Below are 19,996 nucleotides of genomic sequence, written 5' to 3'. Positions count from 1 at the left end.
TTACAACGATTAAACATGAAAATTGGATTATTAGGATATGGAAAAATGGGGCAGCTCATTGAACGGTATGCCTTGAAACGCGGACACGACATTGCCTGGACTGTCGATGCAAATAACCGCGCAAATATTTCCGAGATGGATTTGTCGTCCGCGGATATCGCCATTGATTTCAGTACGCCCGATGCGGCGTTAGAAAATATCAGCTTATGCTTCGAGAATAATTTGCCGATCGTTGTAGGTACGACGGGTTGGTACGAGCATTTGGAAGAAGTAAAAGCTACCTGTCTAGAAGCCGATCAATCCATGTTGTATGGTTCCAATTTTAGTATTGGCGTTAATATTTTCTTTCACGTCAATCGCCTGTTGGCTCAAGCAGTTAGTCCATATAAGCAATACGATGCGCAAGTGGAAGAAATTCATCATATCCATAAATTGGATGCACCGAGTGGAACGGCTATAACTATTGCCGAAGGCATATTAGATGCTTATGACGAAAAAGATCGTTGGATTAATCGTTTGGACGGCACAGAGGATGAGGTAATTCCAGCGAAGAATGAATTGTTAATCGAAAGTTTGCGTCTGGAAGAAGTACCTGGAACGCATACCGTGTTGTACAGTTCGGAGGTTGATCAGATCGAGTTTAAGCACACCGCTCATAGCCGAGATGGTTTCGCTTTAGGGGCAGTTGTAGCTGCTGAATGGTTGGCTGGTAGAAAGGGATTCTATCAGGTAACTGAAATGTTTGATTTTAATAAATAGTATATATGATTTATTATATTTTTTTGGCGATATACTTTATCGGATCTTGGGTCGGACTTTCGCTTCTTTTTAAGAAGGCCGGAAAACCGACTTGGGCAGCATTCGTTCCCTTTTATCGGGAAGTTGTTATCGCTGAATTGGTTGCTCGTCCAAAGTGGTGGGTGCTTTGGCTGTTAGTGCCAATTGTGAACGTTTTTGTTTTCTTTGGGCTATATTTTGATTTGATTAAAAGCTTCGGAAAGCGTCGTTTTTGGGAAACAGTTGCGACCGCTTTGGTACCTTTTATCGTGTTGCCAATGTGGGGAAATGATCCCGCCGTGCGTTATTTGGGACCATCTAATACTGAAGAATTCAAAAAGAAATATCCCTACAAGAAATCTGCGGTTCGCGAATGGACGGATGCGATCATCTTCGCTACCGTAGCAGCATCGTTGATCCGTAGTTTCCTAATCGAGCCTTATGTGATTCCGACAGGATCTATGGAACGTAGTTTATTGGTTGGCGATTTTTTGTTTGTTAGCAAATTGAATTACGGTCCGCGTATTCCGATGACGCCATTGGCGTTTCCGTTTGCGCATCATACCATGCCAATTACCGGCGGTAAAGCTTATAGCGAACTGATTAAAATTCCTTATAAGCGTTTGCCAGGTTTTCAAGAAATAAAACGTAATGATGTAGTGGTTTTCAATTATCCGATGGATGCGGATGCGCCATACAATCGTCCGGTAGATAAACGCGAAAATTACATCAAGCGTTGTGTCGGTATGCCAGGTGATGTACTTACCATGAAGGAAACGAAACTGTTTGTCAATGGTGAAGAAGGTTACGAAAGTAAAAATTTGCAACCCAGCTTTATCGTCGTTACGGAGCAACCTTATGGTTTGGATCCAGAGCGCTTAAAAGAAAAGCGTTACGAATTGGCGAGCAGCGATCCCTCTCGTGGCGTATATGTATTGCTGATTACACGCGAAGAGGCGGAGGAACTTCGTCAGTGGAACAACGTGAAAGAAGTTATCGAGCAAATTTATTCCGCCGATGATAATTCTGCTGAAATTCAGGCTTTTCCATTTTATGAAGATGGCACGATTTGGAATTACGACAACTTCGGTCCATTTACTGTTCCTAAAAAAGGCTGGAGCGTTAAATTGGATAGCAAAACATTACCTTTATACCGCCGAGCGATCAGTATTTACGAAGGGAATACATTGGAAGAACGCAACGATGGCGTTTATATCAACGGAAAACTTGCCGATAGCTATACCTTCAAAATGGATTACTATTGGATGATGGGGGATAACCGCCATAATTCATTGGATTCAAGAGGTTGGGGATTTGTGCCGGAAGATCACATTGTCGGCAAGGCCGTGATGACGTTCATGAGCTACGATGAAGATGGTAGTTTCTTAACAAAAATCAGATGGAATAAGTTGTTCCGAGGAATTAATTAATCCTTAGAATCGAATCATAAGCGAAGGCGTATTCAAGATGTGGAATCTTGAATACGCCTTTTTTCTTTATGCTTTCAGCGCAGCTAAATAGCGCTTGATGGTTTCTTCCAATCCTAAAAATAAAGCATCTGCAATCAGTGCATGACCAATACTTACCTCCAAAAGATCGGGAATGTGTTGATTGAAATAGGCCAAGTTATGTAAATCCAAATCATGTCCTGCATTCAGTCCTAAGCCCATTTCACGGGCTTTTACAGCTGCCTTGTAATAAGGAGCAATCGCCTTTTCTTTATCATAAGCAAATTCAGCAGCATAGGCTTCGGTATATAATTCTACGCGATCTGTTCCGGTGCTCGCTGCTGCTTCCACCATATCTTCCACGGGATCAACAAACAAAGAAACGCGAATGCCCTGATCTTTAAACACCTTCACCATATCGCGAAGATAATCTTGATGCTTAATCGTATCCCAACCGTGGTTAGAAGTGATTTGTTCATTCGCATCAGGTACCAAAGTAACTTGCGTAGGATTATTGGCCAAAACCAATTCTACGAATTTTGCTTCCTGACAATTTCCTTCGATATTAAACTCGGTTTGAATATCTTTTTTCAAATCAAATACATCTTGGTAGCGAATATGACGCTCGTCCGGACGAGGATGTACGGTGATTCCTTGCGCGCCGAAACGCTCGCAAGCTAATGCTGTCGTAAGCACATTTGGGATATTGCCTCCGCGCGCGTTGCGAAGCGTGGCTACTTTATTGATATTTACAGATAGTTTTGTCATTCCGAAACGGTTGTTGTTTCACAAATATAGTTATTAAAAATATTCGTTAAATTGCCGAGTATATGCAAGGTCTGGATTTCAATATGCTCAGTGGTTTTCGGCTGTTCGATTTTATCGATATTCTGTTGGTTGCCATTATTATTTACTATGTATATAGTTTGATAAAAGGTACCATCGCCGTAAATATTTTGTTGGGCGTTTGGCTTTTCTACGTGATTTATTTGGTGGTAAAGCAATTGGAGATGCGTTTGCTTACCGAAATATTTGGTGGATTTATTTCCGTTGGATCTATTGCTCTAATCGTCGTGTTTCAACAGGAGATACGTCGATTCTTGCTTCACGTCGGAAAGAACATCTCTATGCGTCGGAAGAAATATCTTTGGTCATTTTTTGGTGCCCGGCGGGCCGTGGAAGGGGATCGTTCTGAATTGATAAAGCCAGTTATCGAAGCGTGCCGAAGCATGTCGCGATCACAAACCGGTGCGCTATTGGTTTTCTCCCGTCATTTTGATGAAGAATATTATCAATCCAGTGGTGAATATATTGACGCACCTATTTCTAAACGCCTGTTAGAATCTATTTTTTTCAAGAACTCGCCGTTGCATGACGGCGCTGTCGTGATTGTGGATTTCCGGATTATGACGGCAAGTTCAGTTTTGCCGTTGTCGGATAGTGAAGATTTGCCGCCACAGTTCGGTTTGAGACATCGAGCAGCCATTGGTGTTACCGAAGTTTCTGAGGCAGTTTCCGTGATTGTTTCAGAAGAAACCGGGGAGATTTCCTTTGCCAAAGATGGCAATGTAAATATGAATCTTTCTCCAGAAGAATTGGAAGCGATTCTGAAAGAAGAATTGTAGATATTATTCGCAAAAAATCCGTTTGTTCGGCGCTCTAATTTATGGATAGCCAGAACGAACGGATTTTCAGTTATTGGATCAAAAACCTTTGATTACTTTGCCGCTTTCAGCGCGTCGGTATTCAATTTGATGTATTCTACATTGTTGGATTGCTTCGCAATCTCAATACCTTCTTGTGCTGCTTTTGCTGCACCAGCTTTGTCGCCAGCTTTGTTTAAGATCTGCGATTTCCAGTATTTGATGTATGGAGCTTTCGTGTTGCCTTTGTCCGCTTCTTCTACCCATTCTTTCGCTTTGTTAATATCTAATCCGTTTTGGAAATAATATTGAGCAGCTTGGAAATACGGTTTCTTCTCTCCTTTCATTGCAGCTTCCAAAGAAGCCATGATTTCTTCCTTCTGATCCACTTTAATGGTAAATGGAATAGCTACATTTTCCCAACTTAAAACCACATCTAGGCTGCTGCTTGTTACATTCTCAAAGTTGATGCTGAACGTTTCTACTTTTTTCGCCAATTTGGTCGGCTTCACGTTGAAACGCAAAACATCATCTTCTTGCTTGTATGTATAAGAACCCCATTGCTCGTAAGTTTTGTTTAGAATTACCGTCCAATCTCCTTTCGTTGGGATCGTGAACAAACCGTATGTTCCGGCCGGAACTTTCTTTCCAGCAATTTCTACTTCGCTAGCAAAAGTAATAGCCGTTGCGTTATTGGCACCAGTACGCCAAACCTGATCGTAAGGCACTAACCCGCCGAAGATAGTCCGGCCATTTGCGCTTGGTCGTTGGTAGGTTAATTCAATTTTGCTAATTCCCAATCCTTGGGAAACGTGCTGAGAACTACTTGCAGGAGGTAATTTTGCTTGAGCGAATGCGCCCGATGCGGTAGCGAATAAAACGCCAGTTACGCAAAGTAGTGTTAGGATTTTTTTCATGTTTGAAATTTTTCTTCTAAAGTATCAAAGATTACAGGCATATGCAAGGATAGCGTCACAGATGACATCTTGTCACGCATTCTAAGATTTAATTATTAACTTTGGAGCTTTGAGAAATGGACATGTTAGACTTATTGCATACAACCAAAACACACGACGAAACGCGCCAAGGCGAAGCGTTGGATATGGTGCCCACAGGCGCTAGTAACGGTCGTAAATTATATATTGAAAGTTACGGTTGTCAAATGAATTTTTCCGACAGTGAGATTGTGGCATCTATACTGATTGATAAGGGTTTTGAGACAACGAAGGAATATAAAGATGCCGACGTAGTATTTATTAATACGTGCTCGATTCGCGAGAACGCTGAACAGCGCGTTCGTAAAAGATTGAAAGAATTTGAATCGGCTAAGGCGAAAAATCCGGGAATGATTGTCGGGGTTTTAGGCTGTATGGCGGAACGTTTGAAAGCGAAATTTCTGGAAGAAGAAAAATTAGTTGATGTGGTTGTCGGTCCGGATGCTTACCGCGATTTGCCTAATCTCATTGAGAAAGTCGACGATGGGAACAAAGCGGTGAATGTGTTGCTTTCACGCGAAGAAACCTATGCGGATATTTCTCCGGTTCGGTTGAACTCGAACGGTGTTTCTGCGTTTATTTCCATTATGCGCGGTTGCGACAATATGTGTTCGTTCTGCGTCGTGCCATTTACGCGTGGTAGAGAACGTAGTCGCGATCCACAATCAATCGTACAAGAAGCAAAAGATTTGTTTAACGCAGGCTATCGCGAGGTAACACTACTTGGTCAGAATGTAGATTCTTACAAGCATGCACCAAAAGTGGATGAAAGCGGTGAAATTGTTCCAACGGTAAATTTTGCGCAACTCTTGGAAATGGTTGCTCAGGTTGATCCCTTATTACGGGTTCGTTTCTCCACATCACATCCAAAAGATATTACCGACGAAGTGCTGCACACCATGGCACGCTACGAAAATATTTGTAAATACATTCACCTTCCGGTGCAATCAGGCAACTCACGCATATTGGATATCATGAATCGTACATACGATCGCGAATGGTATATGGAGCGTGTGGATGCGATTCGTCGTATCATTCCAACGTGTGGAATTTCTACGGACGTGATCACGGGATTCTGTACGGAAACCGAAGAGGAACATCAGGAAACTTTATCGATGATGGAATATGTGAAATACGATTTTGCGTATATGTTCGCGTATTCAGAGCGTCCTGGAACACTGGCTGCAAAACGTTTTGAAGATGACGTGCCGGAGGAAGTGAAAAAACGTCGTTTGACAGAAGTGGTCGATCTACAACGCGCGCATGGTTTGTATCGGATTGAAAACTTTGTTGGAAAAGTACATCGCGTTCTTATCGAAGGTTTATCGAAACGTTCGGATCAAGATTTCTGCGGACGTAACGACCAAAATACGATGTTAGTTTTCCCGAAAGACGATCGCTTTAAAGTGGGCGAATATGTCAACGTTTTAGGCGAAAGCTGTACATCAGCAACGCTAATTGGACGTATTATTGATTAAAATTTTATACCCCAAAATTCAGACCTGTGGATCATCAAGATATAAAAAGTAGATTTGGAATCATTGGCAATTCGCCATTATTAAATCGTGCAATTGATATTGCTCGACAAGTTGCTCCTACAGATATATCGGTGTTGATTCAAGGGGAAAGTGGTTCGGGTAAGGAAGTGTTCTCACACATTATCCATCAATTAAGCACGCGTAAGCACGGGCCTTTCATTGCAGTAAACTGTGGCGCGATTCCCGAAGGAACGATCGATTCTGAATTATTTGGGCACGAGAAAGGATCGTTTACCGGGGCTACCGAAGCGCGTAAAGGCTATTTCGAAGTAGTGGATGGCGGAACGATCTTTTTGGATGAGGTGGGTGAGTTGCCGTTGGGAACGCAAGCGCGCTTGCTGCGCGTATTGGAATCCGGCGAATACATTCGCGTAGGCTCTTCCAAAGTACAAAAAACCAATGTGCGCGTCGTTGCTGCCACAAATGTGGACATGTACGGAGCGGTGCAAAAGAACAAATTTCGCGAAGATCTTTATTATCGCTTAAACACGGTTCCATTGCGCATTCCTGCATTGCGCGAGCGTCCGGAAGATATTTATTTATTGTTCCGGAAATTTGTGGTGGATTTTGTTGATAAATACCGCACACCAAGCATTCAGCTTACGCCGGATGCACAAGAATTGTTGGTAAGCTACGGTTGGCCAGGAAATGTGCGTCAGCTAAAGAATATTGCGGAGCAGGTTGCCGTGCTTGAAAAAGAGCGTGTAATCAATGCGCCGATTTTGAGTAATTATATTCCGGTGGATGCGAAGCAATCCAATCTTCCTGTTTTCGTTAACGAGCAAAATAAGGAAGATTTCTCCGAAAGAGATTTATTGTATAAAGTGCTTTTTGACATGAAGCGCGATATGGTCGACTTGAAGAAGTTGGTGGTAGAATTATTACAAAACGGTATTGATTCGGGTACATACGAGCAGAATTCGCCGATTATTAATCAGCTTTACAAGGACGTGGATAGCAACAGCAATGGAAATGCATTGGCACGTTTGGGAGATGATTACAGTTTGCGTGCTCCCTCAACTTTGACCATTCACAATCCAAATCGTCCAAAACCTGCAAACGGTGATTACCATTACAATACGCAGGATGTGGAAGAGGTGGAGGAATCGCTTTCGTTGGTAGATAAGGAATCTGACCTGATCAAGCGCGCATTAAAAAAGCATAAAGGAAAGCGTAAAGCTGCGGCGCAAGAACTAGGAATTTCGGAGCGAACGCTGTATCGTAAAATCAAAGATTTAAACTTAGATTAAGGGCTTTTCATGAAAAACTATTTTTCTATTCGTGCCATCGTGATAGGCTGCATCTTATTGATGGGCAGCACGCAAAGTTGCGGTGTAAAATACAGCTTAAGCGGAGGGAGTATTCCCGAAAATATGAATACCTACACGGTGCTATTCTTCGAGAATATTTCCGCAATGGTTATCCCAACATTAAGTCAAAACTTTACCGAGGGTTTAAAAGAACGTATTCGTACGCAATCGCGTTTGAATCAAGTTGATCAAGATGGCGACGGGACATTTGAAGGTGTGATTACTAACTATGCGATTGGCTCTTCCGGCGTTGAAGCAAATACGGGTCTAGCGGCATTAAATCGACTGTCTATCACCGTTAAGGTAAAATATACCAACCGCAAAGACGAAACTGGAGAAAGTGATTATGAAGAATCCTTTACACAGTTCAAAGAATTTCGTGGCGATATTAGTACAAATGAGGAGCAACTTACCCGTGATATCATTTTGATGCTCACGGAAGACATTTATAACCGCACATTTAATAATTGGTAATAAGGAAAGTTGATGAGCAGCGCGATGAATTTAGATGTGAAGCAATTATTTGCTCAAGTATTAAAGAATCCAAATTCCGTTTCGGACGAGGAATTCGATTTTTTGCTTGATGCTTATCCATATGCGCAATCATTGAGCTTTGCTCGCCAACGCAGAACAAAATTTTCAGAAAATCAACAGGTTGACGTTTCGCAGAAAGCTTTGCTGCATACCGACAACGCTTATTGGCTTTATGAATTTGTTAACGAAATGTTTGTTGTCGAAGAGCAGGAAGTGGGTGGTGAGCCTGTTTTTTCTAGCGAAACCAATGAAGAAAAGCAGGAGATTACCGCAAAGCATACTGAAAACAAGGAATTAGAAGAATTGATACTCGGCCAAATGCAATCGGCGGATTACTTTGCTTTAGAAGAGGTGCAAAGCGTTGATCAAATGCATTCTGCTGAGGCAGAAGAAGCTGCTCCATTTCTTCCTGATGTGGTAAAGTCAGAAGTGGAAAAGGATCAGATCAATCAAGAACAAGATGATGTCAGCGTGTACGATGATGCGCTGATGCCTTACAGTTTTCGTTGGTGGTTGTATAAAACGCGATTGGCACATGCTGATACGTATCAGCCATTCGTAACCAAGGATACACTTTTACGTACGGATGCGCATATTTTCCAAAAGAATTTCGATGAAACGATTTTGGATCATCAAATCCGGGAGAATATTTTTCATCTGCAGAATCCGGAAGATAAATTGAGCGATGCGGTAAAGCAGAAAACCGTTGAAGTGGTGCTCCCAAAACGTACCGATGCAATCATCGAACGCTTTATCCGCGAAGAACCACAAATACAACCGCCAACGCCGGATGTTGTCAATAATGAAAATAAGGCGAGAAAAAGCGCAGAGGATCGATTCTCTTTAGTGACGGAAACGTTGGCTAACATCTATATAGAGCAAGGTTTATATCCGAAAGCAATTGATGTTTTTCGAAAATTAATTTCGATTAATCCAGAGAAAAAATTGTACTTTGCGAGCCGAATTGAAGAATTAGAACAAAAAACTTAATTACAATATAACATGGGTACCCTATTCATTATTTTAATCGTGTTGGCCAGCGTTTTACTTGGTCTTATTGTTTTGATCCAAAACCCAAAAGGTGGAGGTTTGTCATCTGGCTTTGCAGGTGGTTCAAATTTAATGGGTGTACAGCGTACGGGAGATTTTTTGGAAAAAGGTACTTGGACTTTGGCGATCGCTTTGATGGTTTTCTGTTTGGCATTAAACATGGTTGGAACCGAAGGTGCTGGTTCTCCAGATCGTTTGAACGATCAGTTGGAAGCGCCTGTACAAAATAATCCAGGGTTGAATCTTCCAGGAACACAAGGTCCTGCTTCTTCAGCCCCAGCTCCTGAAGCCACTGCTCCAACTGCTGGAGATACTAGCGCGAACTAACAACTAAAATAAAGTTGTAATCATAAAAACGGGCTCGACAATTTGTCGAGCCCGTTTGCTTATGTTGGTTTTCAATACTGCTATTTTTAAATGTAGCGATTGATCAAATTTTCCAGATATTCCTGACGACCGCTAATTACGGCCGGCTCGCCATTCGCTACCGCGAAATCACGTAAGCTTTCTAAACTATGTTCGCCTTTTTCAAAGGCTGCGCCAGCTCCGCTGTCAAAGGAAGCATAACGCTCCTCGCGAATTTTCTTGTATTCCGACTGCGTCAGAATTTTGTCGGCTGTCACCAATGCACGTGCAAATAAATCCATTCCACCAACATGGGCATAAGCCAGATCCAACGGATCGGTCGAGTTTCGGCGAATTTTTGCATCAAAGTTTACACCACCGCCTTGAAAACCACCAGCTTCTAAAATAATCAGCAAACTTTCCGTCAGCTCCATAATATCATTTGGGAACTGATCCGTATCCCAACCATTTTGATAATCGCCACGATTCGCATCGATAGATCCAAGAAGTCCGGCATCAGCCGCTACTTGCAATTCATGTTGAAAGGTATGTCCCGCAAGCGTCGCATGATTTACCTCTAAATTCAATTTAAAATCGCCCAACAAATCGTATTGTCGCAAAAAGCTAATCACTGTTGCAGCATCATAATCGTATTGATGTTTGGATGGTTCGCAAGGTTTTGGCTCGATGAAGAATGTTCCTTTAAATCCATTTTTACGTGCATAATCTTTGGCTAGGTGCAGGAACTTTGCTAAATGTTCTTGCTCTCGTTTCATGTTTGTGTTGAGCAGGCTCATGTATCCTTCGCGTCCGCCCCAGAATACATAATTCTCTCCGCCCAAGGCAATGGTTGCGTCAATTGCTGCTTTGACCTGAGCAGCACCGTGCGCCAATACGTGAAAATCAGGATTTGTTGCTGCACCATTCATATATCGACTATGGCTGAACAAATTTGCTGTCCCCCAAAGGAGCTTAATGCCGCTTTCCTGCTGTTTTCCCTTAGCATATTCGACCATGCTTTGCAGCCCTTGCTCGTTTTTCTCTATGTCATTGCTGAAGTCAATCAAATCGACATCGTGAAAGCAATAGTAAGGCATTTGCAATTTCGTCATGAACTCAAAAGCCGCATCCATTTTGTCCTTCGCGCGAGCCAATGGATCGGCTTGTCGATCCCAAGGAAAATGATGTGTTGCTCCGCCGAAAGGATCGCCGCCATCGCCATTGAAAGAATGCCAATAGGCACAAGCAAATTTAAAATGTTCTGCCATTGTTTTTCCGGCAATCACTTGCTGCGGATTATACCAGCGGAACGCTAAGGGATTATCGCTTTCCAGCCCTTCGTATGTTACTTGTTTCAACGATTTGAAATATTCGGTTTCACCCGTTATTATTTTCATATTCATCAATTATTAAGTTTGTCGATTAATAGTTTTTTCCAATTTTGGTAATGTTCTTCGTATTGCTCGGTTTCGAGCTTTTTAGGTTCTATACTGGATTTACTTGCCAAATTTTTAATTCCTTCGGAAGCATCTTTATAAACTTTTGCACCAATGCCCGCTCCGATAGCAGCGCCGACGCTTCCATCATTTTCGTACAACTCAAGGGGCGTATTTGTTACACCGACAAATGCCTGACGGAACACGTCACTCAAGAACATATTAGCGTTTCCCGCGCGGATATTACTCGGCATCATGCCATTCGCTCGAAGGATGTCCAAGCCATAACGAAAAGAAAAAGCAACGCCTTCTTGAGCCGAACGAAATAGTTCAGCCTGAGTGTGTCGATTAAAATCAATTTCGTTAACGGAAGCTTGAAGCACACGATCGCGAAGCATACGTTCTGCACCATTTCCAAAAGGTAACGTGTACAATTTTTTTGCTCCAATAGGCGAATTTTCCGCAATAGCATTCATTTGTTCATAGGATTGGGAAGCTCCGGTAATTTGACGAATCCAGCTATTCGTAATGCCAGTTCCGTTAATGCAAAGCAGTACACCCAATCTAGGAAGTTCTCGGCTATAATTAACATGAGCGAAAGTGTTTACACGGGAATGTTCATCGTGTACAAGCTGGTCGGTTACGCCATAAATAACGCCCGAAGTGCCAGCAGTGGCTGCAACTTCTCCGGGCTCTAAAGCGCCTAATGAAAGTGCATTATTGGGCTGATCGCCGGCTTTATATGTAACGCGAATATCCGTACTCAAGCCTAATTCATGGGCAACCGTCGGTAGTATTTTTCCGTGGTCTTCAAAAACCGAGTGGACATCTGGGATTAGGTTTCGGTCAAATCCATAATGATCCAATAAGGTATTGGAAATGTTTTTCTCACGGAAATTCCAAAATATACCTTCAGATAGTGCACTAATGGTGGTGTTAGCTTCGCCAGTAAATCGGTAGGAAACGAAATCGCCCGGCAGCATCAAATGATGTATTTTTTCAAAAATATTCGGTTCGTATTCCTTTACCCATTTTAGTTTTGATGCAGTAAAATTTCCTGGAGAATTAAGATGATCTTTCAGAAACTTTTCTTCTTTTAGCGTTAACAAAGCATGCTGACCAATTTCTACAGCTCGGCTATCGCACCAGATAATAGCATTTCGCAAAGATTCACCTTGCTTATTTAATAACACCAATCCATGCATTTGATATGCAATTCCAATATATTTGATGTCGCTTGGCTGATAGAGATGCGAAGCGTTGAGCTTAAGAATTGCTCCTTTAATATGTTGCCACCATGTATTAGGATCTTGCTCTGCCCATCCGCTTTGCGGTGAAATGATGGGCGTTTCTTTGTCCGGAAAACTTGTCGATGCAATGATCTTTTGCGACGAAGCATCCATTACGGATACTTTAATAGAAGATGTGCCGAGATCTATACCAAGTAGGAGCATAGCAAATGATTTAAGGTTTATGTGCAAGCGCTTGCATAAAAGTAATTAGATTATTCTATATTTACAACACCTTATAAACATCAGCCGGTGAAAAAGAGAGCAACCATTTATGACATAGCAAAAGCATTAGGAATAACGATTTCTACCGTTTCGAGAGCATTAAATAATTCTGATCTTATCAGTGCGACGACTAAGGATTCGGTGCTACGGATGGCCAAGCAATTAGATTATCGACCAAATCGTTTGGCATCTTCGTTAAGTTCCGGAAAAACGTATATTATCGGTGTGATCGTGCCTAGTGCGGAGATTCATTTCTTTTCATCCTTCGTTTCCAGCCTGGAAGTAGAATTCAAGCGTGCCGGATATTCCATTTTGCTTTATCAAAGCAATGAGTCTTTCCAGTCGGAAGAAAATGGTGTAACCACGCTGTTAGAAGCGCAGGTGGATGGACTAATTATTTCGCCGTCTTTGGCTACAACAAATTTTAAGCATTTAGAGCGGTTACATCAGGAGAATAAACCATTGCTGGTTTTCGATCGTACAGATAATCGGATAGCTGCGCCACAAGTAGGTATTGATGATGAAAAAGCAGGTTATCTGGCTGCATCCCACCTTGTACAAGCTGGTTATCAACGGATCGCGTTTGTTTCGACAGCCAGTGAAATCACTATTTTCAAAAATCGTTTTGAAGGTTATCTTCGGGCATTAAAGCAATTTAAAATTCCGTTCGATTCGAGTTTGGTAGTTAGGAAAGGTATGTCGATCGATGCCGGGATTAGCGGAACGAATGAATTGTTAAAATTAAGCAGACGTCCGGATGCAATCATCGGGGGCGATGATTTTACCGCATTGGGAATTCTTAACGCTTTGAGCAAAGCCGGGATACAGCCTCCAGAAATCGGGGTTGTAGGTTTTGCAAACCAATTGTTCTCGGCATACATCACACCGTCGCTCACAACGATTGATCAGCAAGCAACAAAAATGGGCGCTGAATCAGCAAAGTTATTCTTAACGATGTTGCAATCTGCATCTCCACAAGAAATGGCCGAAAAGCGTGTTGTTTTGGAGCCGATTCTAATTACCCGAAATACTACTTCGTTAGAAAAACAGGTTTTAGATTAATAGGGTTGATCTAAGTGAAGTTGAATTAAACGTACCATTTCATCGAACTCTTTCGGTTCGTAACCAATTTCCTGATAAATAATTTTTCCGGAACGATCTAGTACGACATTTCTTGGGATCGTGTCCTCGGCAAATAGGCCGAAAACGGCGCGGTTTAAATCCGGGTAGAACGGAAAGGTGTATTTAAATTGTGCGATGAATGGGTTTAGTTTGTCCCAATTTTCTTCGCGAGCCAATACCAACAACTCAAAATCTTCACGATCGCCGAATTTGTTCCAAACCTCCGATTGAACTTTCGGTAGTTCCTGCCGGCAAGGAGGGCACCATGTTGCGAAGAAGTTAAGCAGCACAATTTTTCCTTGCAGAGAATCGGAAGTTAGCTTCGATCCATCTTTCGATGTTACTTCGAACTTAGGCGCTTGTTGTCCAATCGCTGTTTTCCAAGTTTGCGCGAAGCTCAATGAACCTATGAAGAATAAAGCGATGCTGGCAGAAAATATATTTTTATACATATGTTTTACGTTTTTAGTGGATGCTTAATTACAAATTCGCGACAACAATTAAGTTAAGGTCTTTGGACGGGAGGTTGAACTGCGAACCGATATCTTTGTTTGTTAAATTTCCGTGGTACAAATAAATAGCACTTCGAATGCCCGGATTTGCCCAAATCATATTATTCATTCCACCACATTCTCCGATGTCCAACAGAATCGGTGTGAAAATATTAGTCAACGCGTAGGTTGCAGTTCGCGCAACACGCGATGCAATATTCGGTACACAATAATGAATGACGTCGTGTTTTCTGAAAACCGGATCATCGTGCGTGGTAACTTCGGATGTTTCGAAACAACCTCCCTGATCAATGCTTACATCGATAACAACAGAGTTAGGTTTCATCTTCGAAACGGTTTCTTCGGAAATCAAGCACGGTGCCAGGCCATTTTTTGCACGTACCGCTCCGATCACTACGTCGCAAGATTGAATAGCTTTGTTCATCACGACAGGCTGGATGACGGAAGTGAATACGCGACTTCCTACGTTGTTTTGTAAGCGACGCAGCCGATAAACAGAGCTGTCGAAAACTTTTACTTGTGCGCCGAGAGCGATTGCTGTTCGCGCAGCAAATTCACCCACTGTGCCCGCCCCAATAATTACCATCTCCGTTGGTGGAACGCCAGTGACACCGCCCAGCATTAGTCCTTTTCCGTCGAAAACATTGCTTAAGTATTCCGCTGCGATAAGTACAGAGGTGGCACCCACAATTTCGCTCATCGCGCGAACTACGGAAAGGTGGCAGCCTTCGTCTTGCAAATATTCGTAAGATAGCGCCGTAATTTGTTTGCGCATCAATCCCTGTAACACGCGGATATCTAAAAGGGATGGCTGTTGAGAAGAAAACAGAACTTGTCTGTTCTTCATCAATCCAACCTCTTCGAGTGTTGGGGATGCAATTTTGATTAAAATATCACACTCAAAAACTGCTTTCGTATCTTTTGTAATTTGTGCGCCTTGTTCGCTATAATGGTGGTCTAAGAAGTTGGAGGCATTGCCAGCACCCGATTCAATCAGAACCTCATGGCCGTGCTCAACAAGCAATCCCACGGATAAAGGCGTCAATGGAATTCGATTCTCTTGAAACGAAACCTCTTTGAGAAGGCCTATTTTAAGGGAGTTTTTTTTACGGCCTGCCACCACTGGCGATTCTTTGGTTTGAAAGATAGCCTCATGGGCTATTTTCGACATATTACTCATCCTTTTTTCCGCTAGTAAACATTAAAAATAGGAATAAATAACTAACTTGTCAATCAATAGTAGATAAGAAGTGTAGGTGTATGGCCGGTATTAATCCCTTTAAAAATTTTAGGATCGTTCCTAGGTGGATCATTTTTGTTTTCGACATGGCCGTCGCCGCTATCGCATTCGCATTGTCGAGCTTGATTTTCAACTCTTTTGAGTTTACATCGCTCTTGCAGGTCAGGGTGTTTGGGGAATTTATACTAGTTATGTCGGCTACCGCTGTCTCGTTCTATTACTTCAAATTGTACTCTGGAATCGTTCGTTACACTAGCGCCATAGATTCCATTCGAATTTTATCAGCAGTTCTTTTCAGCATTATTTTGCTATTGGTAGCAAAGTTTTTGGTGGTAGTCGCGCTTAAGGAGCATGGTGTTTTGTCGGTTATGCTGACCATTTTGTACGGATTATTTCTTTTTACTGGCTTAACAATTTATCGGGCATGTATCAAGATTTTCTTTCAATACACTAAGTTCGCAAAGCGTAAGGTAAGAAACATCGTGATTTATGGTGCTGGTGATTTGGGCTTAGCCGTCAAGAGAACGTTCGACCATGATATGTACGCCGATAAGCTGATCGTCGCATATGTTGATGATGATGAAGGTAAAATTGGGAAATCTATTGATGGAATCAAGATATATCGGTCTTCGGCTCTAGGGAAGATGATTGATAAATACTTGGTAGATGAGTTGATTTTTGCCTCCCAAAAAATTAGTTTGGAAAGTAAGCAAGCGGCGGTCGACATGTGTTTGGATAACGACGTGAACGTGCTCACTTTACCTCCCGTGGATCATATAATGAATGGGGATTTGTTGGCTAAAAAAATTCAAAAGGTAAAAATCGAGGATTTGTTAGAGCGGAAACCTATTCAGATTTCTAATGAGAATATAATGCACCAATTGCGCGGAAAGCGCGTGCTCGTTACCGGAGCTGCGGGATCTATCGGAAGCGAGATAGCAAAGCAATTGGGAAAATTTGAGCCTCAAATGATCGTTCTTTGCGACCAAGCAGAATCTCCACTGCATAATTTACAGCTTGATCTACAAGATTTGTATAAAGATCAGATTTACCACACGTTTATCGGGGATGTTCGGGATGATAATCGAATGCGCATGCTATTTGAAGTTTTTCGTCCGCACGTGGTGTACCATGCTGCCGCTTACAAACACGTACCATTGGTAGAAAGTCATCCAATTGAGGGCGTTCGTACGAATGTTTGTGGTACCTACAACATCGCTAATCTAGCGGTAGAATTTGAAGTACAAAAATTTGTTTTCGTATCGACTGATAAAGCCGTCAATCCCACCAATGTGATGGGAACCACCAAGCGTATTGCGGAAATTTACGTGCAGACCTTAAATAATAAACTGGCGAAAAACAGCAGTGAAAAGCGTACGCGTTTTATTACTACTCGCTTTGGTAATGTTTTAGGTTCGAATGGCTCCGTTATTCCACGTTTTCGTGACCAAATTGAACGCGGAGGACCAGTAACTGTAACACATCCAGATATCACGCGCTATTTTATGACCATTCCGGAAGCTTGCCAATTGGTAATTGAAGCAGGAAATATGGGTGAAGGCGGTGAGATATTTGTGTTCGATATGGGCAAATCGGTTAAAATTGTACATCTGGCAGAAAAGATGATCAAGCTTTCCGGACGAACGCCATATAAAGAAGTAGATATCAAGTTTACCGGACTGCGTCCGGGTGAGAAACTATATGAAGAATTGCTGAACGATTTGGAAAACACACTTCCTACGCATCACAGCAAAATTATGATCGCGAAAGTTCGTGAAAATGATATTGCCGAGGTAGAAAAGGCATTTCATCGATTGTTTGAACAGGTTAAGACAAATAACGAAAATGAAGTGGTGCGCCAAATGAAACGCATGGTGCCCGAGTTTAAAAGTCAAAACTCTGTATATGAGCAACTCGACAAAGAGGAGCAGGACGGCGTGTTAGGCTAATTTAGTGAAGAAATTATGGCTGAAATTGTTGCATGTAATTTCGAAAAGTGTATTTTTGCGTTCCAAAATAATATGAACTGATGTCGACAAACGAAATTAACCATACAGGGAATAGCCCGTTAAACAAAGGATCTTTCCTACAAAACAACTCTAAAAGTATAGTATTTATTGCAGTAGGAATCGTTGCTTTAATCTTATTATATGTAGGTTACCAATTCTTATACCTTAAGCCACGTGCGGAGAAAGCTGCTAGTTTGATGTATAAAGCAGAACAATATGCGGTTATAGATTCTTTGCAACAAAAAGCCATCAACGGCGATGGATCGTTAATCGGTTTGAAAGAAATCGCCGACGAATACTCTAATACATCTTCTGCGAATATGGCTAATGCTTATTTGGGCGGATTGTATTTAAGACAACGTAATTTCAAAGAAGCGATTAATTATTTAGAAAAATATAGCGAAACAGGCAGCGAGGTTTTGGATCCTTTAGTGATCGGATTACTTGGTGACGCTTATTCGGAGGAAAAGATCTACGATAAAGCGGCTAAATTCTACAAGAAGGCGGCGGATAAATCAAGCAATTCATTTACATCTCCGTTATTCTTGAAAAAACTGGGATTAGTTTATGAAGCACAAAGTGATTTTAAAAATGCAGAAGATGCATACGCTAAAATTTTGAGTGATTTCCCAGAAAGTAACGAAGCGAATGGTATTGAAGGATACATCGCCCGCGTTCAAGCGAAAAAGTAGATTTAGAAAACATTATTATAATAATTGGGCTGCTGTCAAGTAGCCCTTTTTTGTATATTTGCATCATGTCAAGCAGCCTTAAAAACTTATCGGATTTTTCTCATTTGGATGTTCAAAATGCATCCGGATCTCGTTTTGCTATTGTGGTAGCTCAATGGAATGCGGCGATTACTGGGGCGCTTCTTTCGGGAGCGGTTGATAAATTGTTAGCGCACGGGGTTGCTGAATCTGATATTGAGGTCATTCAGGTTCCAGGGAGTTATGAGCTGATTTCGGGCGCTGATATTGCTTTCCGCAATAAATCCTTTGATGCGGTTATTTGCTTAGGTTGTGTGATTCAAGGAGAAACACGCCATTTCGATTTTATTTGTAACGCTGTCGCTGATGGTATTGCTAATGTAGGATTGAAGTACAATAAGCCGGTAATCTTCGGCGTGCTTACTACCGACAACGAACAGCAAGCATTAGATAGAGCAGGCGGTAAACACGGGAACAAAGGTGAAGAGGCTGCCGTGACTGCAATCCAAATGAGCCATATCGCACGTCGATTCTAATTGCTTATTTTCAAGCATACTTTCATTAAATTTTGTTGTAGATTTGGCGTACTTTTATACCGCTAAATTATGATGCTACGATCTATTTTTATCGCAACTTGTTGTTTTGGGATAAGTTGCTCCATTGTCTTAGGTCAAGATACCACTACCACGGCGTTGTCTTCCATGCAGAAGACACAACAACATCTTGAACAGACTAATAGAGAGTTAGAAACGCTTCGGAACTCCTATGAAACGTTGAAAGATCAGTCTGCAAGATTGCTTCGGACAAACGATAGCATTCGCACTATGATTGCAGAGTCGCAGGAGGTAACTCTTGTCGAACAACGCCAACTTTATGAAAGTAATTACAGTTTATTGCTGAAAACTTTTCAAGATATTGCTGCCGTAAAACAGCAAGTAAGAAATTACAACAAACTTCTTGACGTTACTTTTGCCGGAACGTTAATAAGTCAGCTGAATAACCCCACAAGTGGGGAATTAGGTACTAGTTTCTCGAAAGTTTTGTTAGAAAACTCGGAAGCAATTCTAGGTCGCAGTTTAAAAGGAAATCAAAAGACTAAATTTTCGGAAACCATCCGGCGTGTAGTAGGCATTCCTTTAGTAGGAACCATTATCGATGCTAATCCAATAACTTCATTGGTTAAAAGTGTGTACGATCAGGCGGTTTCTTTCGGTGAAAATGCCGTACGAGATCAGGATTTAAAAGATTTTTTAAGCAGTATCAAGCCATATACCGATTTCTATTATAGTTTGGATCAGGCGACCGTTAGCTTTAAAGATGAATTATTAGGCTATCGTCGAGATTTGATGACTTTCGATAAAGCGCTTTTAAAGCACGAAGATCGTCTGTTGAGTGCATTGCAAATTGCACAAGGGTCACCTGAGGCAGCGGTAAACCGTATATTTAGATACAACGATCGTCAAAAGCTAGGAGCTGTTGATTTTCGTAAGATAAACGATTCGCAAGAAGTTGGCAAGGCAATTCGTCTGATCAATTCATCGCCAGAAATGACGCTTGATCAAAGCGCATTTGAAGCGTCGTTCAACAATTATATTGAACAAATAGCGATTATTTTGGATCGCGCTGGTCGAAATGAGCGGCTTCAATTTGATGCAAATACCGTCGATAAACTTATTCGAAACCTTAAAAACACAAGACTAAAATAAATGTCCTAACTGTAAAATGACTATTACATCATAAACAAACACCTCATCAAACTCCCAAAAACGGCTGAATATTACTATCATTGCTAACACGTTTTAGCAAAAATTGA

At 41.7% G+C, this 19,996-nt stretch carries 19 protein-coding genes; 13 read left to right on the top strand and 6 right to left on the bottom strand.

Features of this window, described 5'->3' with window-relative positions; genetic code table 11:
- Window positions 1–15 precede the first annotated feature (15 nt).
- Both dapB and lepB read left to right on the top strand, forming a co-directional pair.
- Entirely contained in the window at window positions 16–759 is a 744-nt protein-coding gene (dapB, locus tag ACFSQ3_RS13820; protein ID WP_380870153.1) for a 4-hydroxy-tetrahydrodipicolinate reductase, read from the top strand.
- A 5-nt stretch (window positions 760–764) separates the two neighbouring features.
- Window positions 765–2,207 (top strand): signal peptidase I, encoded by a 1,443-nt coding sequence (gene lepB, locus ACFSQ3_RS13815; protein WP_380870152.1) that lies wholly within the window; start codon window positions 765–767, stop codon window positions 2,205–2,207.
- 66 nt (window positions 2,208–2,273) lie between these two features.
- Here lepB and ACFSQ3_RS13810 read toward each other — a convergent pair whose 3' ends face one another.
- Window positions 2,274–2,993: a pyridoxine 5'-phosphate synthase gene (locus ACFSQ3_RS13810; RefSeq protein ID WP_380870151.1), complete on the bottom strand. Its 720-nt coding sequence runs from the start codon at window positions 2,991–2,993 to the stop codon at window positions 2,274–2,276.
- A gap of 62 nt (window positions 2,994–3,055) precedes the next feature.
- Between ACFSQ3_RS13810 and cdaA the strand changes: the two genes are divergently transcribed.
- Window positions 3,056–3,850, top strand: a complete 795-nt coding sequence (cdaA, locus tag ACFSQ3_RS13805) for a diadenylate cyclase CdaA (RefSeq protein ID WP_380870150.1) — start codon at window positions 3,056–3,058, stop codon at window positions 3,848–3,850.
- Between the two features lie 92 nt (window positions 3,851–3,942).
- Here cdaA and ACFSQ3_RS13800 read toward each other — a convergent pair whose 3' ends face one another.
- Entirely contained in the window at window positions 3,943–4,785 is an 843-nt protein-coding gene (locus ACFSQ3_RS13800) for a DUF2911 domain-containing protein (RefSeq protein WP_380870149.1), read from the bottom strand.
- A 122-nt stretch (window positions 4,786–4,907) separates the two neighbouring features.
- On the opposite strand from ACFSQ3_RS13800, the gene miaB reads away from it, so the two are divergent.
- The 5 genes from miaB to secG are packed head-to-tail and all read left to right on the top strand — an operon-like array spanning window position 4,908 to window position 9,622.
- Window positions 4,908–6,341 (top strand): tRNA (N6-isopentenyl adenosine(37)-C2)-methylthiotransferase MiaB, encoded by a 1,434-nt coding sequence (gene miaB, locus ACFSQ3_RS13795; protein ID WP_380870181.1) that lies wholly within the window; start codon window positions 4,908–4,910, stop codon window positions 6,339–6,341.
- Window positions 6,342–6,367: 26 nt separating this feature from the next.
- Window positions 6,368–7,651: a sigma-54 interaction domain-containing protein gene (locus ACFSQ3_RS13790; protein ID WP_380870148.1), complete on the top strand. Its 1,284-nt coding sequence runs from the start codon at window positions 6,368–6,370 to the stop codon at window positions 7,649–7,651.
- Between the two features lie 9 nt (window positions 7,652–7,660).
- Window positions 7,661–8,185: an LptE family protein gene (locus ACFSQ3_RS13785; RefSeq protein WP_380870147.1), complete on the top strand. Its 525-nt coding sequence runs from the start codon at window positions 7,661–7,663 to the stop codon at window positions 8,183–8,185.
- A 12-nt stretch (window positions 8,186–8,197) separates the two neighbouring features.
- Complete coding sequence (locus tag ACFSQ3_RS13780; protein WP_380870146.1) at window positions 8,198–9,235, top strand: tetratricopeptide repeat protein; 1,038 nt, start codon at window positions 8,198–8,200, stop codon at window positions 9,233–9,235.
- Window positions 9,236–9,247: 12 nt separating this feature from the next.
- A complete protein-coding gene (gene secG, locus ACFSQ3_RS13775; protein ID WP_380870145.1) occupies window positions 9,248–9,622 on the top strand; it encodes a preprotein translocase subunit SecG in 375 nt (124 codons plus the stop codon).
- 86 nt (window positions 9,623–9,708) lie between these two features.
- Here the strand turns inward: secG and xylA are convergent, their stop codons facing one another.
- Both xylA and ACFSQ3_RS13765 read right to left on the bottom strand, forming a co-directional pair.
- A complete protein-coding gene (gene xylA, locus ACFSQ3_RS13770; RefSeq protein WP_380870144.1) occupies window positions 9,709–11,037 on the bottom strand; it encodes a xylose isomerase in 1,329 nt (442 codons plus the stop codon).
- Between the two features lie 5 nt (window positions 11,038–11,042).
- On the bottom strand, window positions 11,043–12,530 hold the full coding sequence (locus ACFSQ3_RS13765) for a xylulokinase (RefSeq protein ID WP_380870143.1): 1,488 nt from the start codon (window positions 12,528–12,530) through the stop codon (window positions 11,043–11,045).
- 87 nt (window positions 12,531–12,617) lie between these two features.
- Between ACFSQ3_RS13765 and ACFSQ3_RS13760 the strand changes: the two genes are divergently transcribed.
- Window positions 12,618–13,652: a LacI family DNA-binding transcriptional regulator gene (locus ACFSQ3_RS13760; protein WP_380870142.1), complete on the top strand. Its 1,035-nt coding sequence runs from the start codon at window positions 12,618–12,620 to the stop codon at window positions 13,650–13,652.
- Here ACFSQ3_RS13760 and ACFSQ3_RS13755 read toward each other — a convergent pair.
- Together ACFSQ3_RS13755 and ACFSQ3_RS13750 are read right to left on the bottom strand one after the other, a co-directional pair.
- The gene (locus ACFSQ3_RS13755) at window positions 13,649–14,164 is read right to left on the bottom strand and encodes a TlpA family protein disulfide reductase (RefSeq protein WP_380870141.1); all 516 of its coding nucleotides are present in this window, start codon (window positions 14,162–14,164) and stop codon (window positions 13,649–13,651) included. The genes ACFSQ3_RS13760 and ACFSQ3_RS13755 overlap by 4 nt on opposite strands.
- A gap of 28 nt (window positions 14,165–14,192) precedes the next feature.
- A complete protein-coding gene (locus tag ACFSQ3_RS13750; RefSeq protein WP_380870140.1) occupies window positions 14,193–15,404 on the bottom strand; it encodes an alanine dehydrogenase in 1,212 nt (403 codons plus the stop codon).
- A gap of 251 nt (window positions 15,405–15,655) precedes the next feature.
- Here ACFSQ3_RS13750 and ACFSQ3_RS13745 point away from each other — a divergent pair, with 251 nt between their 5' ends.
- From ACFSQ3_RS13745 to ACFSQ3_RS13730, 4 genes are all read left to right on the top strand, one after another.
- Complete coding sequence (locus tag ACFSQ3_RS13745) at window positions 15,656–17,413, top strand: polysaccharide biosynthesis protein (RefSeq protein WP_380870139.1); 1,758 nt, start codon at window positions 15,656–15,658, stop codon at window positions 17,411–17,413.
- Between the two features lie 80 nt (window positions 17,414–17,493).
- The gene (locus ACFSQ3_RS13740; RefSeq protein ID WP_380870138.1) at window positions 17,494–18,165 is read left to right on the top strand and encodes a tetratricopeptide repeat protein; all 672 of its coding nucleotides are present in this window, start codon (window positions 17,494–17,496) and stop codon (window positions 18,163–18,165) included.
- A 65-nt stretch (window positions 18,166–18,230) separates the two neighbouring features.
- Complete coding sequence (gene ribH, locus ACFSQ3_RS13735; RefSeq protein WP_380870137.1) at window positions 18,231–18,719, top strand: 6,7-dimethyl-8-ribityllumazine synthase; 489 nt, start codon at window positions 18,231–18,233, stop codon at window positions 18,717–18,719.
- 165 nt (window positions 18,720–18,884) lie between these two features.
- Complete coding sequence (locus tag ACFSQ3_RS13730; RefSeq protein WP_380870136.1) at window positions 18,885–19,889, top strand: hypothetical protein; 1,005 nt, start codon at window positions 18,885–18,887, stop codon at window positions 19,887–19,889.
- Window positions 19,890–19,996 lie beyond the last annotated feature (107 nt).

The sequence above is a fragment of the Sphingobacterium corticis genome, from assembly GCF_042684745.1.
Classification (GTDB): Bacteria; Bacteroidota; Bacteroidia; order Sphingobacteriales; family Sphingobacteriaceae; genus Sphingobacterium; species Sphingobacterium corticis.
Note: the sequence above shows the minus strand (reverse complement) of the source record. Positions and strands in the feature narration are given on the sequence as shown.

Bases quoted from the DNA above. Each gene is read 5' to 3' on its own strand.
- dapB (WP_380870153.1), top strand. From the start codon at position 16: ATGAAAATTGGATTATTAGGATATGGAAAAATGGGGCAGCTCATTGAA.
- lepB (WP_380870152.1), top strand. From the start codon at position 765: ATGATTTATTATATTTTTTTGGCGATATACTTTATCGGATCTTGGGTC.
- ACFSQ3_RS13810 (WP_380870151.1), bottom strand. From the start codon at position 2,993: ATGACAAAACTATCTGTAAATATCAATAAAGTAGCCACGCTTCGCAAC.
- cdaA (WP_380870150.1), top strand. From the start codon at position 3,056: ATGCAAGGTCTGGATTTCAATATGCTCAGTGGTTTTCGGCTGTTCGAT.
- ACFSQ3_RS13800 (WP_380870149.1), bottom strand. From the start codon at position 4,785: ATGAAAAAAATCCTAACACTACTTTGCGTAACTGGCGTTTTATTCGCT.
- miaB (WP_380870181.1), top strand. From the start codon at position 4,908: ATGTTAGACTTATTGCATACAACCAAAACACACGACGAAACGCGCCAA.
- ACFSQ3_RS13785 (WP_380870147.1), top strand. From the start codon at position 7,661: ATGAAAAACTATTTTTCTATTCGTGCCATCGTGATAGGCTGCATCTTA.
- ACFSQ3_RS13780 (WP_380870146.1), top strand. From the start codon at position 8,198: ATGAGCAGCGCGATGAATTTAGATGTGAAGCAATTATTTGCTCAAGTA.
- secG (WP_380870145.1), top strand. From the start codon at position 9,248: ATGGGTACCCTATTCATTATTTTAATCGTGTTGGCCAGCGTTTTACTT.
- xylA (WP_380870144.1), bottom strand. From the start codon at position 11,037: ATGAAAATAATAACGGGTGAAACCGAATATTTCAAATCGTTGAAACAA.
- ACFSQ3_RS13765 (WP_380870143.1), bottom strand. From the start codon at position 12,530: ATGCTCCTACTTGGTATAGATCTCGGCACATCTTCTATTAAAGTATCC.
- ACFSQ3_RS13755 (WP_380870141.1), bottom strand. From the start codon at position 14,164: ATGTATAAAAATATATTTTCTGCCAGCATCGCTTTATTCTTCATAGGT.
- ACFSQ3_RS13750 (WP_380870140.1), bottom strand. From the start codon at position 15,404: ATGAGTAATATGTCGAAAATAGCCCATGAGGCTATCTTTCAAACCAAA.
- ACFSQ3_RS13745 (WP_380870139.1), top strand. From the start codon at position 15,656: ATGTCGGCTACCGCTGTCTCGTTCTATTACTTCAAATTGTACTCTGGA.
- ACFSQ3_RS13740 (WP_380870138.1), top strand. From the start codon at position 17,494: ATGTCGACAAACGAAATTAACCATACAGGGAATAGCCCGTTAAACAAA.
- ribH (WP_380870137.1), top strand. From the start codon at position 18,231: ATGTCAAGCAGCCTTAAAAACTTATCGGATTTTTCTCATTTGGATGTT.
- ACFSQ3_RS13730 (WP_380870136.1), top strand. From the start codon at position 18,885: ATGCAGAAGACACAACAACATCTTGAACAGACTAATAGAGAGTTAGAA.